At 55.9% G+C, this 15,603-nt stretch carries 19 protein-coding genes; 9 read left to right on the forward strand and 10 right to left on the reverse strand.

Annotated elements, in window-relative coordinates; all coding sequences use genetic code 11:
* Positions 1–269 precede the first annotated feature (269 nt).
* Entirely contained in the window at positions 270–1,358 is a 1,089-nt protein-coding gene (locus tag GSQ80_RS02260; RefSeq protein WP_158785881.1) for a YhcG family protein, read from the forward strand.
* Here the strand turns inward: GSQ80_RS02260 and GSQ80_RS23810 are convergent.
* The 4 genes from GSQ80_RS23810 to arsM all read right to left on the reverse strand — a co-directional run bounded on the left by GSQ80_RS23810 (position 1,353) and on the right by arsM (position 3,803).
* On the reverse strand, positions 1,353–1,760 hold the full coding sequence (locus GSQ80_RS23810) for a helix-turn-helix domain-containing protein (protein WP_216850088.1): 408 nt from the start codon (positions 1,758–1,760) through the stop codon (positions 1,353–1,355). The two genes, GSQ80_RS02260 and GSQ80_RS23810, sit on opposite strands and share 6 nt — an antisense overlap.
* Positions 1,761–1,975: 215 nt before the next feature.
* Complete coding sequence (locus tag GSQ80_RS02270; protein ID WP_158785883.1) at positions 1,976–2,377, reverse strand: arsenate reductase ArsC; 402 nt, start codon at positions 2,375–2,377, stop codon at positions 1,976–1,978.
* A gap of 17 nt (positions 2,378–2,394) precedes the next feature.
* Positions 2,395–2,883 carry an arsenate reductase ArsC gene (locus tag GSQ80_RS02275; protein ID WP_158785884.1) on the reverse strand — a complete coding sequence of 163 codons (489 nt, stop codon included), beginning with the start codon at positions 2,881–2,883 and terminating at the stop codon, positions 2,395–2,397.
* 29 nt (positions 2,884–2,912) lie between these two features.
* Positions 2,913–3,803: an arsenite methyltransferase gene (gene arsM, locus GSQ80_RS02280; RefSeq protein WP_158785885.1), complete on the reverse strand. Its 891-nt coding sequence runs from the start codon at positions 3,801–3,803 to the stop codon at positions 2,913–2,915.
* A gap of 79 nt (positions 3,804–3,882) precedes the next feature.
* Between arsM and GSQ80_RS02285 the strand changes: the two genes are divergently transcribed.
* A complete protein-coding gene (locus GSQ80_RS02285) occupies positions 3,883–4,299 on the forward strand; it encodes a helix-turn-helix transcriptional regulator (RefSeq protein WP_158785886.1) in 417 nt (138 codons plus the stop codon).
* Positions 4,299–5,417, forward strand: coding sequence for an ACR3 family arsenite efflux transporter (arsB, locus tag GSQ80_RS02290; protein WP_158785887.1), 1,119 nt, complete (start codon positions 4,299–4,301; stop codon positions 5,415–5,417). Before GSQ80_RS02285 ends, arsB begins: the two co-directional genes overlap by 1 nt.
* 13 nt (positions 5,418–5,430) lie before the next feature.
* Here arsB and GSQ80_RS02295 read toward each other — a convergent pair whose 3' ends face one another.
* Positions 5,431–5,784: a PadR family transcriptional regulator gene (locus GSQ80_RS02295; RefSeq protein WP_158785888.1), complete on the reverse strand. Its 354-nt coding sequence runs from the start codon at positions 5,782–5,784 to the stop codon at positions 5,431–5,433.
* A 104-nt stretch (positions 5,785–5,888) separates the two neighbouring features.
* Between GSQ80_RS02295 and GSQ80_RS02300 the strand changes: the two genes are divergently transcribed.
* The 5 genes from GSQ80_RS02300 to GSQ80_RS02320 are packed head-to-tail and all read left to right on the forward strand — an operon-like array spanning position 5,889 to position 8,416.
* Positions 5,889–6,770, forward strand: a complete 882-nt coding sequence (locus GSQ80_RS02300; protein WP_158785889.1) for a hypothetical protein — start codon at positions 5,889–5,891, stop codon at positions 6,768–6,770.
* A gap of 50 nt (positions 6,771–6,820) precedes the next feature.
* Complete coding sequence (locus GSQ80_RS02305) at positions 6,821–7,393, forward strand: hypothetical protein (protein ID WP_158785890.1); 573 nt, start codon at positions 6,821–6,823, stop codon at positions 7,391–7,393.
* Entirely contained in the window at positions 7,390–7,737 is a 348-nt protein-coding gene (locus tag GSQ80_RS02310) for a hypothetical protein (RefSeq protein WP_158785891.1), read from the forward strand. Before GSQ80_RS02305 ends, GSQ80_RS02310 begins: the two co-directional genes overlap by 4 nt.
* A 39-nt stretch (positions 7,738–7,776) precedes the next feature.
* On the forward strand, positions 7,777–8,217 hold the full coding sequence (locus GSQ80_RS02315; RefSeq protein ID WP_216850090.1) for a DoxX family protein: 441 nt from the start codon (positions 7,777–7,779) through the stop codon (positions 8,215–8,217).
* Positions 8,218–8,227: 10 nt separating this feature from the next.
* Positions 8,228–8,416 carry a hypothetical protein gene (locus GSQ80_RS02320; protein WP_254059394.1) on the forward strand — a complete coding sequence of 63 codons (189 nt, stop codon included), beginning with the start codon at positions 8,228–8,230 and terminating at the stop codon, positions 8,414–8,416.
* Here the strand turns inward: GSQ80_RS02320 and GSQ80_RS02325 are convergent.
* The 4 genes from GSQ80_RS02325 to GSQ80_RS02340 form a co-directional block, all read right to left on the reverse strand.
* Complete coding sequence (locus GSQ80_RS02325) at positions 8,410–9,936, reverse strand: MFS transporter (RefSeq protein ID WP_158785892.1); 1,527 nt, start codon at positions 9,934–9,936, stop codon at positions 8,410–8,412. The genes GSQ80_RS02320 and GSQ80_RS02325 overlap by 7 nt on opposite strands.
* Before the next feature lie 112 nt (positions 9,937–10,048).
* The gene (locus tag GSQ80_RS02330; protein WP_216850092.1) at positions 10,049–11,284 is read right to left on the reverse strand and encodes a hypothetical protein; all 1,236 of its coding nucleotides are present in this window, start codon (positions 11,282–11,284) and stop codon (positions 10,049–10,051) included.
* A 106-nt stretch (positions 11,285–11,390) separates the two neighbouring features.
* Positions 11,391–11,543: a hypothetical protein gene (locus tag GSQ80_RS02335; RefSeq protein ID WP_216850095.1), complete on the reverse strand. Its 153-nt coding sequence runs from the start codon at positions 11,541–11,543 to the stop codon at positions 11,391–11,393.
* Positions 11,544–11,698: 155 nt separating this feature from the next.
* On the reverse strand, positions 11,699–12,646 hold the full coding sequence (locus GSQ80_RS02340; protein WP_158785894.1) for a tetratricopeptide repeat protein: 948 nt from the start codon (positions 12,644–12,646) through the stop codon (positions 11,699–11,701).
* Between the two features lie 349 nt (positions 12,647–12,995).
* On the opposite strand from GSQ80_RS02340, the gene GSQ80_RS02345 reads away from it, so the two are divergent.
* Entirely contained in the window at positions 12,996–13,889 is an 894-nt protein-coding gene (locus GSQ80_RS02345; RefSeq protein WP_158785895.1) for a hypothetical protein, read from the forward strand.
* A 442-nt stretch (positions 13,890–14,331) separates the two neighbouring features.
* Here the strand turns inward: GSQ80_RS02345 and GSQ80_RS02350 are convergent, their stop codons facing one another.
* Positions 14,332–15,459: an IS110 family transposase gene (locus tag GSQ80_RS02350; RefSeq protein WP_158785896.1), complete on the reverse strand. Its 1,128-nt coding sequence runs from the start codon at positions 15,457–15,459 to the stop codon at positions 14,332–14,334.
* Positions 15,460–15,603 lie beyond the last annotated feature (144 nt).

The raw sequence follows: 15,603 nt of genomic DNA on the forward strand, positions 1-15,603 counted from the left end.
TTGGAAGGACGTTACGGGAAGGAAGGCCCGATTCCATGAGTGCGCTGCTAGGTGTCGCGACTCATGATTTAATCACCGCTTCCACGCCTTGGAACTGTCAAAAGCGTAAGTTATTGACGGATAAGTGGTTGAAGACGGCATAACCGGAAAAACCGGCCTAATCGGCGCCCTTTGACACCAAATCTGTGGGCCGTGAGCTGGGTCGTGGCGGGCCAGCTCCCCATTATTTCGTCCTCCGGAAACGGATGCAAGTAACCTTGAGGCAGGACATGGATCACCTACTGTACGGCAAAATCCGTAACGACATTGTAGGGCTGCTACAAGCTGCCCGTGCCGCTTCGGCGCGAAGCGTGAATGCGCAGATGACTGCCACCTATTGGGAGATCGGTCATCGCATCGTGGAGTTTGAACAGCAAGGCCAAGAGCGAGCGGAGTACGGAGAAGCGCTTATCAAACAACTGGCCGAGGATTTGTCCCGCCAATTCGGGAGGGGGTTTGGTGCTGTAAACCTCAGCCAGATGAGGCGGTTCTATTTGGAGTGGCCGACACAGAAGATTTTTCAGACACCGTCTGAAAAATCGCCCGCCTTGCCCGAGATTGCGTCCAAGTTCCCTCTGCCGTGGTCAGCATATGTGCGTTTGCTCTCTGTGAAGAACTCAGACGCTCGGGCCTTTTATGAGGCGGAATCCCTCCGTTCTGGATGGTCCGTTCGCCAACTCGACCGTCAGATAGGTAGTCAATTTTACGAACGCATTGCCCTCTCTCGGAACAAGGCCGCGATGCTTGAGAAGGCAGAGATCGCGGAATCCGACGATACCATCACGCCAGAGGAAGCCATCAAAGATCCGTTCGTGCTCGAATTCCTTGGCCTCAAAGATGAGTATTCTGAGACTGACCTTGAAGCGGCGCTCATCCAACACCTCACCGATTTCCTGCTGGAACTTGGAGACGACTTCGCGTTTCTGGGCAGGCAGAAGAGGCTCCGCATTGACGACACCTGGTTCCGGGTCGATCTGATCTTCTTCCATCGCCGACTTCGTTGCTTGGTCGTCATCGATCTCAAAGTGGGCAGGTTCAGCTACGCAGATGCCGGACAGATGCACCTCTACCTGAACTATGCACGCGAGCACTGGATGAAAGAGGGAGAGAACCCTCCGGTTGGTCTGATTCTGTGCGCGGAAAAGGGCGCAGCGGAGGCTCACTATGCGCTGGACAATCTACCCAACAAAGTTCTGGCTGCTGAATATCAGATGGTGCTTCCTGATGAAAAGGTAATTGCGGACGAACTGAAGCGATCCGGGGTGCGGCTAGAAGGGCGTCGTATGAAACCACTTCGGTCTGATGAATCGGACTCATAAGGCCTCAGAAGGACGCTCTTCCGAAACCAACGCTCCAGACACGTTTTGTACCGCAATGCCGACTTGTGAAGACCCATCGCAGCCTAAGCGATCTTGTTCATTGAGCTTGTCCCACTCCGCGAGATGATCTAGGAGAGCAACGAGTGGCTCTTGCATTGTGTCTGCAAGTTCGTATTCGACATGCAACACGGAACTGCTTAGGTCTCTCCGCAAAACAGCTCCAGCAGCCTCAAGGGAACGTAGACTCGCCGTGAGGGCCTTCTTGGATGTAGGTGGAATCGCTCCCTTTAGCTTACTGAGGCGCACTGGGTGTTCGCGCATTGCACAAAGGATTTGGACCGTCCACTTTCCTCGCAGAAGCTCGACGACCCGCGCAACCCGTTCTGTGTATGAGATACCCATAGAGTTTTTCGCTTGAGGTGCTCAGGACCGAATTTTCGGCTGTACCGATCAAATAGGAACACTGCTCGCACTGATGAATACGATGACGTTGCACTCCTCAAAAATTAGCTCAATCTTTAGTCCTCTTCGATTTGCTGACTGTTGCGTTTGTACCTCTCATGTCCATCGGCTAAAGCAACTTCACAATCTGCCCTCCGTGCAGAACAGACGTTGACTCAGGAATTGAGACTATCGCTTTCCAGCAGTTGTCGCACCCTTTCCTTTATGTCGTCGCGGATGAGTCTTACTTCGTCCATCGGTAGCCCCTTCGGGTCGCGTAACGGCCAGTCGTCACGCCGAAGCCCTGGAACGTAAGGGCACTTGTCACCGCAGCCCATCGTGATAAGCAGTGCTGCTCCCTTAGCAAGTTCCTCGGTCAACTTCTGCGGTTTGGCATTCCTGAGGTCTATGCCAACCTCCTGCATAACGGCGAGAACCTCCGGATGCACCCGCGAGCCTGGTTCCGTGCCCGCCGAGACGGCCTCGGCCTTTGACCTATCGGCAAGCAGGTTAAAGAAAGCTGCGGCCATCTGTGAGCGACCGGCGTTATGAACGCAAGCAAAGATTACTGTCTTCATCGGGGTTACCTTGACCTTTATTTCTTTCCGATTTTGTCGAGTTCGCTCTGGAGAACGAATTGGTCGAGTGTTCCTATTGGCAGGCTGAGGAAGAGACTGATGCGTCGATCCAAAGATGCGAAAGACTGGCTAAAGGCACGCTCGATCTCTTCCGGTGTTCCCAACGTCGCAGCGGGATCGGGGATGCCCCAATGCGCCGTCATGGGCTGCCCCGGCCAAAGGGGACAGACTTCACGTGCTGCGTTGTCGCAGACCGTAAAAACGAAGTGTAGTGGCGGCGAGTCGGGTTTGGAGAATTCGTCCCAAGACTTGCTACGGGCGTTTGCTGTACTCAATCCTGCCTTCTCGATCTGTTTTAAAGCTTCGGGTCGGACTTGCCCGGTCGGGTGACTTCCCGCGCTGTAAGCCGTAAAGTGCTCACGGCCCTTTCGATTCATTATTGCTTCCGCCATGATGGAACGGGCTGAGTTGCCGGTACAGAGGAACATGACGTTGTAGTGTGGCATTGACCTGTCCTGTCTTCTTTGGAAATCGCTTAGGCAATCGTTGTCGGCTTGATCGCGTACACCTTCACGCTGGCGGCTGCAGCGTTGATGTCGTACTGCGAAAGCAGTGTCGCAAGCTCTTCGTGAAGCGATGGCGTTAGGTTGGTTGCCTGGGTGCAGCAAGGCTCATCCATCAACTGGAACGGGCTTCCGATCTCCATGCTGGGTGAGCAGCAACCGGCCTGGTTCTCCACCTTGGCATATGCGTTCAAGTCCGCCCCACTATCGACGATCTGAATGTGTTCGAGGCCCGCAGCACTTAGTCCTGAGCGGTAGTCGTCAATCAAGATGGCTCCTGCGATGCAGCCCACATAGGCTGCCATGCTCTTTGCGACGGCTTCGGGGAGCTCATGTTTGAGAGCGATGTCACTTACGGCCACTCGACCACCGGGCTTGAGGACGCGGGCGATCTCGCGGAAGACGGAGGGTTTGTCGGGAGCAAGGTTGAGCACGCAGTTCGAGATGACACAATCGACCGAAGAGTCCGGCAACGGAATCTGGTCAATGGTGGATTGGTAAAACTCCACATTCGTATACCCGCCAACCTCGGCGTTCGTCCGCGCCCTCTCAATCATGGCTGGCGTCATGTCGATACCAATGGCGCGCCCCGAATGGCCGACCATCTTCGACGCCAGAAATACGTCGAGTCCCCCGCCTGAACCCAAATCGACGACAACTTCCCCTGCCCTAATGTGAGCGGTCGCGGTGGGATTGCCGCAAGAAAGCCCCATGTTGGCGCCAGCCGGGATTGAAGTCAATTCCTCGGCGGAATAGCCGAAGGCTTCCGCAACCGCCTGAACGCCCGCATGGTCGTTGGAGAGACTGCTTTCCGCCACTGACCCATACTTTGATCTCACTGAGTCCAATACCTGCTCTGCCATGTGCCTTACCTCCTGAAACATATTTGCTTTGGCGACTATATCTATTGCCAATACATTCGTCAATGCGTATAAGTGAGGGATGGCAAGGAAAACACCACCGTTCAACATGGAGCGCTTCTTTCAGGCGCTTGGCGACAATACACGGCTCAGGCTTCTCAACCTCATGGGCGACCAGGAAATATGCGTCTGCTACTTCGTTGAAATTCTAGGTGGTCCCCAACCGAAGATTTCTCGGCATCTGGCATATCTCCGCAATGCCGGCATCGTCTCTGCCCGACGAGAGGGTAAGTGGATGCACTACCGGATCGTCATGCCTCCAAACATCGGAGCGACGCAAGTTCTGCAGCAGACACTCGACTGGCTGCGGGACGAAAAAGCGATGCAGGCCGACAAGGCGCGGCTTACGAAGGTGTGCTGCTCACCGGCAAAGTATGGCCTTCTTGAAGGCGCGCCGCCACCGATAACGGTTGGTAAACCATCATGCGAGGCGTGCTAATGTCGATCTCCGCGACTCAAGGTAATGTGTGCTCTCCTGCCACTCGAAAGAAGCTATCGTTTCTCGATCGCTTCCTGACTCTGTGGATCTTTCTCGCGATGGCAATCGGTGTGGCGATTGGGCACTTTGTTCCATCGTCCGCTGGGTTCGTCAATCGCTTTCAGACAGGCACCACAAACATCCCCATCGCTATTGGACTCATCATTATGATGTTCCCGCCGCTGGCGAAGGTGCGCTACGAAAAGCTCGGCGAGGTCTTCCGCAACAAGCGCATACTGGGCCTGTCATTGGCTCAGAATTGGATCATCGGCCCAGTGCTGATGTTCCTCCTTGCGATTGTCTTCTTACGCGGCGAACCTGCATATATGCGCGGCTTGATCCTTATCGGCATCGCGCGTTGCATTGCGATGGTGCTGGTCTGGAATGAACTGGCAGAGGGCGATACGGATTACGTCGCTGGCCTTGTTGCTATCAACAGTGTCTTCCAAGTCCTTTTTTACAGCGTGTACGCCTGGGCTTTCCTGACGGTCCTGCCAAAATGGTTTGGCCTTGAAGGTAGCGTTGTCCAGATCGGCATCAGTCAGATCGCGAAGAGCGTTGGTATCTATCTTGGCGTTCCGTTTGTGGCCGGATTCGTTACCCGATACATTTTGATCCGCCTCAAGGGCGAGGAATGGTATCGGACACGATTCATTCCTCGCATCAGTCCGCTCACGCTCATCGCGCTGCTCTTTACTATCCTTGTGATGTTTTCGCTCAAGGGCGACCTGATCGTGCGGCTACCGCTGGATGTCGTGAAAATCGCCGTACCGCTTGTCATCTACTTCCTCATCATGTTCCTGGTGAGCTTTTGGATGGGCAAAAAGCTGGGGGCGGACTATGCTCAGTCCGCGACGCTCTCCTTTACGGCTGCGGGCAACAACTTCGAGCTGGCGATTGCAGTGGCCGTCGCAGTCTTCGGTTTGAACTCGGGCGAAGCGTTCGTCGGGGTCGTAGGACCGTTGATCGAAGTCCCTGCTCTGATTGGCCTCGTGAACGTGGCGTTTTGGATGCGGCGGCGTTACTTTGGCCAATCTGCCGCCTCCTTCGAGGTGCATCCGATTGAGGACGCCCCATAGGAGAACTTCAGGCTCAGCTTTTCGCGGAGGCGTCGCTGAGAGGTGATATCTTCCGGGGATGCTCTTCATGAAGTTCGTGGTGCAACTCGTCAACCTTCGCTTTGGCCTTGTCTAAAGCCTTCCTGCCAGCAGAGGTGATCTTGTAGACTCGCCGGCTGTGCCCTCCAACATTCTTAAGGACTGACTTCAACAGGCCGGTGCGTTCGAGGCCATGCAGCAGGGGGTAAAGAGTGCCCGGTCCAATGCGATACCCGTGATGCGCCAACTCCTCCATCATCGCGAGCCCAAAGATGGGCTCATGGGAGGCATGTACGAGTACATGAATCCGTATGAGGCCGAAAAAGAGTTCTCGCTGATGACTGGACACAGATCAAATATACCTCTGCTTAACCCGAATCGAACAACGATAGTGTAATATCGAACTTCGATAGCGCAGCACAACTCCGGTCGTAGTAGGAGACAGAAGAGTCGATGAATCGCCGTCATGACTCAAAGCTGATACTGTTCTTGCTCGTCATTCTGAGCGGCTCACGCCTGTGGGCACAAGGCCCTCCGTATCAAACCGACGATCCGGTGCCGGTGGACCTGCACCACTACGAGTTCTACATCTTCGGTAGTACGGACGGGACACCGGTGGAGACAGACGCCACCGGCCCGGCTGTCGAGTTCAATTGGGGCGCCATTCCTAGGGTGCAGTTGCACACCATCTTGCCCTTGGGCGTGATCGCTCCGGCGAACAACCCGATTTATTCGCCCGGCGGGACAGGGCCGAGTGCGTTCGGTGTGATCGACGTTGAACTGGGCGCGAAGATCGCCATAATCAAAGAGTCCAAGTACATCCCGCAGATCGGGACCTTCACCATGTTTGAACTGCCGACCGGGAGCTACGACAGGGGACTTGGCGTGGGAAAGGTCTGGTACAAACTTCCCCTGTGGTTCCAGAAGAATATTGGACACTGGCTCCTGGATGGGGGTGCTGGTGAAACTCTCGTCCCGCAAACCCAATACCGTAACTATCCGTATGGCGGATTCCTCGTGAAATACACCTTCGGGGAGCGGTTTGAGCTAGGAAGCGAGGTGTTTGCGCATGGGCGCGAGGGCTTCGCCACGCCGCAGACCGAAGCTTCGACGTTGATCGATGTGGGTGGCGTTTATCACCTGAAACATTATGAAGGTGAACAATTTTTGTTTAGCTACGGCCACTCGGTGGCCGGCCAGACGGAGAACTACGCCTACGTCGGCATGTACTGGACATGGGGCGACAAAGACGACAAGGGAAAAGACGGCGACAAGAAGGAAACGGCGGCAAACGGCTGGATACAGGGGCCGATGCACGGACACGGAATTCAATGACTTGGGGACGCGGCAGCGTCCGGGGCGCATCACTGCGGAGGATACGGTAAATGGAAATTACAGTACGCGGTCTTTGGACTCTAATGCATGGCATGGGATTCGGTGCGCTCTATCTTCTGGCGTGTTCCGGTGCGCTCGTAGAGTTGCATCGTTTCACCACCTCGTCCCCACCGTCCGAGGCCACTCCCGGCCAGGAGCGCTTCTTCAAGGTTTACCTTCTGGCAATGGTTGTCCTCGCGTGGGCCGCTGTGCTGACGGGAGCATATGTCGTCTATCCGTGGTATCGGGCAGCACCGCCGCCGGGGACGACCGCCCTCGCGATGTTTCCGCAACGTCTGCTAATGTCGAGTTCCACGACCATCGGCTGGCACTCCCTTGGAATGGAGTGGAAGGAGCATGTCGCCTGGTTCGCTCCCATCTCTATCACGATGGTCGCATTCGTCTTCATCCGGTATGGCCGCGACCTCAAGAACCATCGACAGCTTCGCGCTGCGGTGCTGTCCTTTGCCGTGGCATCGTTTGTTGCGGCGGGGATCGCGGGCTTCTGCGGCGCAATGATTAACAAGTATGCGCCGGTTCAGGGCGGTCACACGATTCAACTGAGCCAGGGAGAAGAAAAATGAACATGCCAAACAGCGCCGCCTCACCCAACGCTCCGGCCCTGACAAACGGTTCCGGCGCCGCCGCCATTCTTGCGGCGGGTATTGGCTCTTTCGCTCTGGCGGTGCTTGCCTGCGCCGGCGACAAGTTGGCAGCCATCAGGAACAGTCTCATTTTCTATAAACCAACCGGGCCGCTCTCCGGCGTCACCACAAGTGCCATCCTGATTTGGCTTGTCTCGTGGGTTATTTTTGAATGGCGCTGGCGGAACAAGACGGTCGGCATAGGGCGTATCGCTGCCATTGCTCTCGGGCTGCTCGGCCTGAGCCTATTGCTGACGTTTCCGCCCATCGTTGACCTCTTTTGAAAGAACGTAGTTTTCTACAAGTCCGCATGGAGGATCACAATGCCGATGGTTCTGCAAGATTCTTCACGCCGCCTCTCCTGGGGCATCCTGCTCATTCGCATTCTTGTAGGTTGGGTCTTTCTCTCCGAAGGCATCCAAAAGTTCCTCTTTCCGGCCGCTTTGGGGACGGGTCGTTTCGCGAAACTCGGCATTCCCTGGCCTCAATACTTCGCTCCCTTTGTCGGAGTGGTGGAGATCGCCTGCGGGACCCTCCTCATTCTCGGTTTGTTTATCTCACTGGCTTCTGTGTTCCTGCTGATCGTCATTGCAGTGGCAATTGCCACAACCAAGTTTCCGATGCTACTCAAGCAAGGATTTTGGGCGACTCTCCATGAGGCGCGCGCGGATTTCTCCATGCTGTTCGGGCTGATCGCGATTTTGCTGATGGGAGCGGGTATGTTCTCCTTGGATTGGCGGCGAAATCGCTCCATCACGATATGAATACCAACGCTTGGGCATTGCGAACGTCATCGTAACGCCCGATCTCTACGAACGGGAGCGGCTGACCATCGTGCGAAGCAAGTCCCTATTGGCGGAGAGCGTTCTGCAAGATCAGGATGGCGTGATTCATGTGAAGGCTACTCGGCTCATGGCGCTGGTCGATAGCCCGATGGAATTGCGTTCGCATGACTTTCATTGACCGTGAACCACGGGAACGACGTTCACTCGGGAAGGCTTAGGTGTTTTCGCCCGGCTGATGATTCGGGCGATCACTGCGGCCATCAGCAGCATGATCGCGGTGCCAGCGACCAAGACGGTTACGAAGGCGATGTCGAACGCCGTTTTAGCCTGAGTGATCAATTTCGCTGTGGCGTCACCAGACAAGTGTCCGGCGAGCAGCAGGGCTTGATCGAGGCTGTCCCTGGCGAGCGCTGGGGCGGGAATTCCCTGCGGCAGTACAAGAGCCTTCGTATAAGTAAAAGACAGAATGCTACCGAGGATGGTAACGCCAAGCACACCGCCGAGTTCGTAGGCGACGCTTTCGATGGCGCCGGCCATGCCGGCTTTATCTTCTGGCGCGTTGATCATGATGGCGGTCGAGGCCATCGCTGAACCTACACCCACGCCAAATCCCAAGATGACGAAGCTTGCGACTTGCTCGAAAGCGCTGCTGTTACGGAAAACAGCGTAGCCGATGAGGCCGGTCGCAGACACGATGAGGCTTGTCCAGAGTGCCCGACCGACGCCGACCTTGTGGAGCACGAACCCATTGAGGGACCCTGCGACAAATGCCGAGATCGAGATTGGCAGCATGAACAGAGCCGCATGAAACGGCGAATACCCGATTACAAGCTGTAACCGCTGCGTGAGCGCAAGTTGTACGCCCGCACCAGCCAGGGTTGCGGTCATCGCGGTCAATACGCCGGCTGTGAAGCGTCCGTTGCCGAATAGCGAGAAGTCAATCATCGGGCTTGGGGAACGGTTCTGCCGCCTCACGAAAATGAGCATAACCGTCATGCCGATGACACCCGCGAAAGTGGCCGCCAGCAGCCCTGCTCCGGGTCTTGCGACCTCCATCAGCGCATAGACCAGGCTAACCATTGCGATCATGGCGAGTAGTGAGTTCAGGAGGTCGAGCTGCCGCCCTGGGTTCCCCTTTCCAGCGGGCACTACGAATCGAGTGAAGATAAATGCCATTACGACCACGGGCACGTTAATCAGGAAGACCGAACCCCACCAGAAATGGCTGAGTAAAGCTCCACCGATCAACGGGCCGATCGCAACTCCGCCTGAAAAGACAGCAGCCCAGATACCGATCGCTTGGCCGCGTTCTTTGTCGGTAGTAAATGTCAGCCGCAGAAGCGAAAGCGTCGCGGGCATCATCATGGATGCACCCACAGCAAGAAAGGCCCGTGCCGCGATCAGGACGTTCGCTGTAGGGGCATAAGCCGCGATCAGAGAAGCAGCGGCAAAAGCAATCAGACCCCAAAGAAAGACTCGGCGATGCCCAATCCGGTCGCCAAGCATACCCATAGTTGGGAGGAGGCCCGCCATGACAAGTGGAAATGTGTCGACGATCCAAAGTTTTTGGCTGCTGCTGGCGGCAAGATCGTGGGTGAGCCGCGGCAAAGCGGTATACAGCACAGTCATGTCAATGCTGATGAGAAAGAGAGCGGTCGAAACGACGACCAACACGAGCCATTTATTGTTGCTAAGCATGATTCACCTGAGGTGTAACGGTTAGAAGGTGCATGGTCCGCACAAACGCGGTTGTAACCAGTGGAGGCTCCCAGATTGATCCAAGGGCCTCGTTGCTGGTCCTTGGGTCGATCTAGAACTTAACGGTGACGCCTGGATAAAACGACTTCTCCACGCAAGAGCCCGCGCCCAGGCCCATGCAGACCTGGCTGGCATTGTGGTCGAAGCCATACTTATTTTCCCAATATCGATACGCGACCCACACATCGAGCCTATGTGTGTGCTTCGAGCCCCAGAACGCCTTACCGGAATCGAAAATCAGACGGACGGGCTCGCTATCGATCTCAGTTTTCGTCGGGGTGCTAGGCAGAGGTGAATTCTCTCCACCTTTCGGGCCATAGAAATTGGCGCGGCCGCGGACGCCAAAATATTGCATTTTCGCTGGCAGAAAATTGAGGTCCATATAGTACGAAATCTCAACTGCCCAGGTGCCTCTGTACGCGATATCGCCATCAGTGAGACAAGTCACACCCGGAATGCCACCGATATCGCATTGCGCGTAAGCATTGTGATTTGCTTCCTTGTAGTACAGAGGACTGACATTTAGGAAGCCTTTGTAGGGCAAGTCGAATGCGAGTTGCAGTCCAGCAACAACATCATGCTTGTAAGCGCTCGAATAGCGGTTTTCCCGTTGTACATCGCCGCCGATTACGAGAGACACGTCGTGCAATGGCCCCTTGGCGAATGCATTGGTGCCAAGGATTTCGTTGAATCCCAAAGTGCTTCGGATGAAGCCATAGAATTCGGTGGCACCAGCACAGCCTGTCGTTGGACCGTTCGGCGAGAGGCAGGGCGCTGCCGGGTCCGCGTGATCTGACTTCAGCAGATCAACGACGACAAGGTTCGTGCCGTAGCGCCAGATATCGAAATGATAGAACTCGAAAATCTGTTTGGCCGTTTTGCTGGTGACGCCTGGTTGTGTTGCGGTCGATTGATAAGCGAAGCTAGCCCGGTTATCAATTAAGAGAAAGAACGGCACATGATCATCAGGGTTACCCTGATTCGAGGTGTTCGTCGTATCCGATGCTCTGGCCAAACCTGGCCGAGCTATCACCACTAGAAACGTAATGGTTGCGACAGATCGGCGCCCGATGCTTTTCACTCGTCGTGCAACGACCGCCAAGTCCCGCGCACATCTCAGAACGCGGTTCACACATATGCTTGCGAGCGATGCAATCGTTACGCCTGCCTCAATGAGGGACGGACCCGTACTAGTCCAGAGCAGGGCGCTCAGGAGAATATTCTGTTTCGAGATGGCCACGCGCACATCCTTCTCGTCGGGATGCACCGTGAACGCGAAAACAGCCACGTCATGCGCATTCCCGACTGTTGGTCAGGTTGCGCCGTGGCTGTGAAGAGATCATCTGAGGGATGACCGCGGGAGATACCATCCCGCTACTCTATTTCCGGCAAGATCAATAATATTTCATGTCTGTAGCATTTTCAAGCTGCGCCGCCAATTCTTTGCCGTCGCTCTGCAAAACATCGAACGAGACGCTATTAGACCGACGTTGGTATCGATAAGTGCCGATGTCGCCGAGAAGAAATTTGGCTTCGCGCTGAATCACCAATGCGCGTTTCCAGCAGCTGTACTTCTGAACGAGTGCATTACCCTGTTGGCAACACAACTGAGGTCTGGCATAGACGCCACGGGAAAACGGTTTTCGATCGCGGGCATCAAGTCGTCAAGCCGCTTGTTCACTGCTGCCGTTCGCACACCGCTCTAGCGCGCGCACCTCAACCCCCCAGACCCATAGGGGCATCCAGGATGCGCCTGGCAGAACATATACGTCTGTGCCTGCGCTCTCGGTCCTGCGAGGTAGGTTTGGAAGGAGGGGCACGCGCCCGGCCGCGGCGGTGGCGGCGGCGGATCCACGATGTCGTCAATCTCTTCAACGCTGTGAAATTGAGCGTGATGCGTGGTGGCCAGCATGTTGGCCGTCTTGGCGGCGATGGTGGTGGATGGGTTATCGGCTGAGGCGCGGCGCAGGTATTGGATGGCCAGCGCGCGGTCGTGCGGGACGCCGTTGCCAATTTCATAGTCGAGCCCCAGGCGATGCTCCGCGACGGAATGGTGTTCCGCAGCGGCCTGTTTGAGGTAGAAAATAGCCTTCGCCTGGTTGTGCGGAACGCCGTTGTCGCCGTCTTCATACTCCATGCCGAGATAGACCGCGGCTCCGCGCTGGCCCTGGGCAGCAGCCAGTTCCAGGAGCTGCACTCCCTTCGCCGGATCATGTCTCACGCCGTTGCCGCCCATGACGTAAGCTGTGCCGAGCGCGCCTTCGGCCGCGCCGTAGCTCAGGTTGGCGGATGCGGTCAGATACGCCACGGCCTCGGCGAGATGGTGCTGGTCCTGCTGTTTGCCGAGCTGGTATAGCTGCTCGCCCGTGGCGTCGGGCGGGATCGGGACGTCCACGGGACAGACACCGCTATCCGTGTGGCCGCAGGGTGCGCCATGGGGGGCGGGCGGGACGTTGTTCGGACGATAGTATCCACTCTGCTGCTGACGCGCGATGGCCATCTCGTTCGCGCCAGCCATCGTGAGCCGTATCGGCAGCATAATCCCCGGCAGCTCACCATGCTGACTGGAGACCGGAGTCGCTGTTTTGCTGGAAGCGGGAACGATAAGCAGAATACAGAAAAGAAGCAGCGGACCGGCATTAGGTTGCATGGGTGAGTTTCCTTGATAGAGAGATGATGCCGCCGCCGCACATGCGCGTCAATGCAATTCTCATAAGACTGAGCCACGCCGGTGGGGCTTGCCTGCAACTGCCCTGTTAGTTACCCTGGGCGCTGGCGGCCATCGCCGATCGCGGCGGTAGAGGATCGATGTTTGATTGTCAATCCGACCCAAGCAGATGGGTCCTGGAAACGTGCATTGGCCTGTTCTCAACAACTGAAAAGAGAAGGCGCCGGAAAGCCAACTTCAAGGTGAGGTCTAATAGGATTGGCCGAAGGTAGGCGGACATAGGTGAAATGTCCTGATGCCAGATAGCCCTATTTTAACTTGCCAGGAGAGCATGGTGATTCCCGATTACAGAGGACGAAAACCAGGATTTCTTGTCCGGCTGCTTTCACCGCTTGGCAGCTACATGGATCAGACGATTTTGGAAGCGGATAGAGCAATGGTCATTTCCGCAGAGCTTTGCTTCACCGTCACTCGAATCGTTAGCGACGACAGCTTTTCGGAAATCGACAGCCTAGCACCGTACGAAATCCCGCTTCTCGGTTCAGTCCTGCTTTGCGTCAAAAAGGATGAACCCAGATTCTTTCCTTATCCAGCGCACCAATCTGTGCGCTTAGGGTTGCCTCTTTCCACTGTACTAACCGGCGACATCATCGACGAAGCAGGACGATGGCTTGTCTCCATAATCAAGAGCAAGAAGCATGGGTCTCACTGGCCCACAGACATTTTGCATCGACCGCCGGTTCTCGGAGGCCAAATTCCCTACAGCCTGATCCCAAGCGACGACCTTAGCTCTGATAGAGCTACAGTCCTTGCCTACATGCTTACCGCTCACCCCATCTACTTAAGGGGAGTGGCGTGCCTCTTAAAGGCAAATATGGCGAGTCAACATCCGGAGTTTTTCGAGTCAGCCCTCCTGTCTTTATGGATCGCACTCGACGCGGCGCAGAGCATAGTTTTCAATCGGCTTCGTGAAGCTGGAAACAAGAATCCCTCCTCCGCAGAGGCAGCACAATATGTCTACGACGCATACGGATTCGAGGGTGTCTGGGAGAAGTTCTTCGAAGATGATTATGCTAACCGCATCCGTTTTATTCATCCAGAGAATCGGTATGGCGCTCAAGCCAGACCATGGGGATTTGCCGATGACTTCTTCGAACTCAATGAAAACCTAATCGATTTGTTTTATTTTTTCGCGACGGATATTCCGCGGGACACTCAAGCTTGACACGGCGCGGATAAAGAGAGGCAGACCGTTGCTACATCCGACGATTTGGGCGAACAGCAGCTCATAAATATGTCTTGGGGTGACTGAGGGACTCGGCCTGATATGGAGTGACCGGGTCAACACCGCCAAATCTGTGGGGTTGTTTTTGTCGTTGTCGCTGCTTTTGTCTTTTCCCGAAGACAGAGCGAGCAGCAGTCGGAGCAGTTTTGAGCGACGATTGATCAGTCTGATATTCGCGGGTCGAAACCGCATAATCATGATCCGTCGGGAGCTGCCTCTGACTGTTATCGCGAGTCAGGTTGAGCCTGTCGCATAGGCCGAGCGAGGGTTCTCCTTCGTGCTTGCCCTGGCTGCTGCCGGCCCTGTGTTCGAGATGGATGTCAGCGTTCATCGATGCCGTTCTTATCTTTTTCCTTTTTAGGAAGTCTTGTTTTGGCCGTTGTCAGGCTGCAACTTGCTGCCTGGAGACAGTCTCTGCTCTGGTTCCAATAGACCAGATAAAGCCCAGCAGCTCTCGAGCTACTGCTGTGACAATCTTCCTCTGATCCTTGCCGGCCGCGCCCAGCTTCATATATCGCTTATGCAACCGGTGTTGCGCCTTCCATGCAATCTCCTTGGCTTCTTCCGAGATGCTCTCCTGTCGTCTTCGCAGACCGTACCAGATACCTGGCGGACGACGATAGCTCCATGCGGCTTCGACAACGATGCGTCGCAGGTGCGCGTTGCCGGTCTTCGTGATGCCTCCGCGCCTGGTTCGCTTACCACTGGAATCCTCGCTTGGTACAACGCCGCAGTAACCCATCAGTTGCCGAGCACTGTCGAAGCGGGATACCTGGCCCAACTCGCTCGCAATGGTCACAGCCGAGATATCCGCGATACCGCGCAGTGCTTGTAGATCGTTGATGACTTGTTGCAGTGCGGGCGATGCCAGCTTCACCGCTTCCATGATGGCTTGTTCCAGGCGTGCGACCCGCTCCCGCATGTGCTCGACCTCGTGCAGATAATCCTGGCGTGTGGACTCCTGAGCTATCTGAGTGAAACGAAGCTGCGCGACCCAGATCAGATAGGGTCGTGTCCACGGCCTGACTCCGATCGGTGGACGCTGACCGGAGCGCAGAAGGAACTTGCTCAAGCGATGACGCGCTCGCGTCTGATCCTGCTTGGCTGCTTCGCGGGCACGCACCAGATCGCGCAAGGCCTCGGAACCCTCATCGGGAACCCATACCGCCGTAAGATCCCCGGATCGATAGCAGCGTGCCAGCTTCTCTGCATCCCGTCGATCCGTCTTGACTCGATCGCCAGCCTTGACCGGTACCAGCGTGGGTGCCACAACTTCGCACTCGACGCCCAGCTCCGCCAGCTGCCAGTACACGACGTAGCCCGTCGGTCCGGCTTCATAACAGGCTCTCAACCTGGCTGCCGGACCAAGCTTCTTGATCAACTTACGGATAGACTCAGCGCGATTCGGAATCGTTCCCAGGCTCCGCACTTCACCATCCGGTTCCGCGACCGCTACCGCGATCGTCTCAGCATGGACATCCAAACCTAAAAATCGTAACTTCTCCTTCATGACCGGCTCCCTTCCGCTTGTGGCTCTGAACTGTGCGCCCTTCGGACGCTCACAGCTTAACCCACGGTCGGCGCATCGGCGCCGGTCACTCCATACTGACTGTTGGCAACAAGTAGCTTTACCGTTGATACTGTTTTCACTGTC

This window comes from Granulicella sp. L46 (assembly GCF_009765785.1).
Taxonomy (GTDB): Bacteria; Acidobacteriota; Terriglobia; order Terriglobales; family Acidobacteriaceae; genus Granulicella.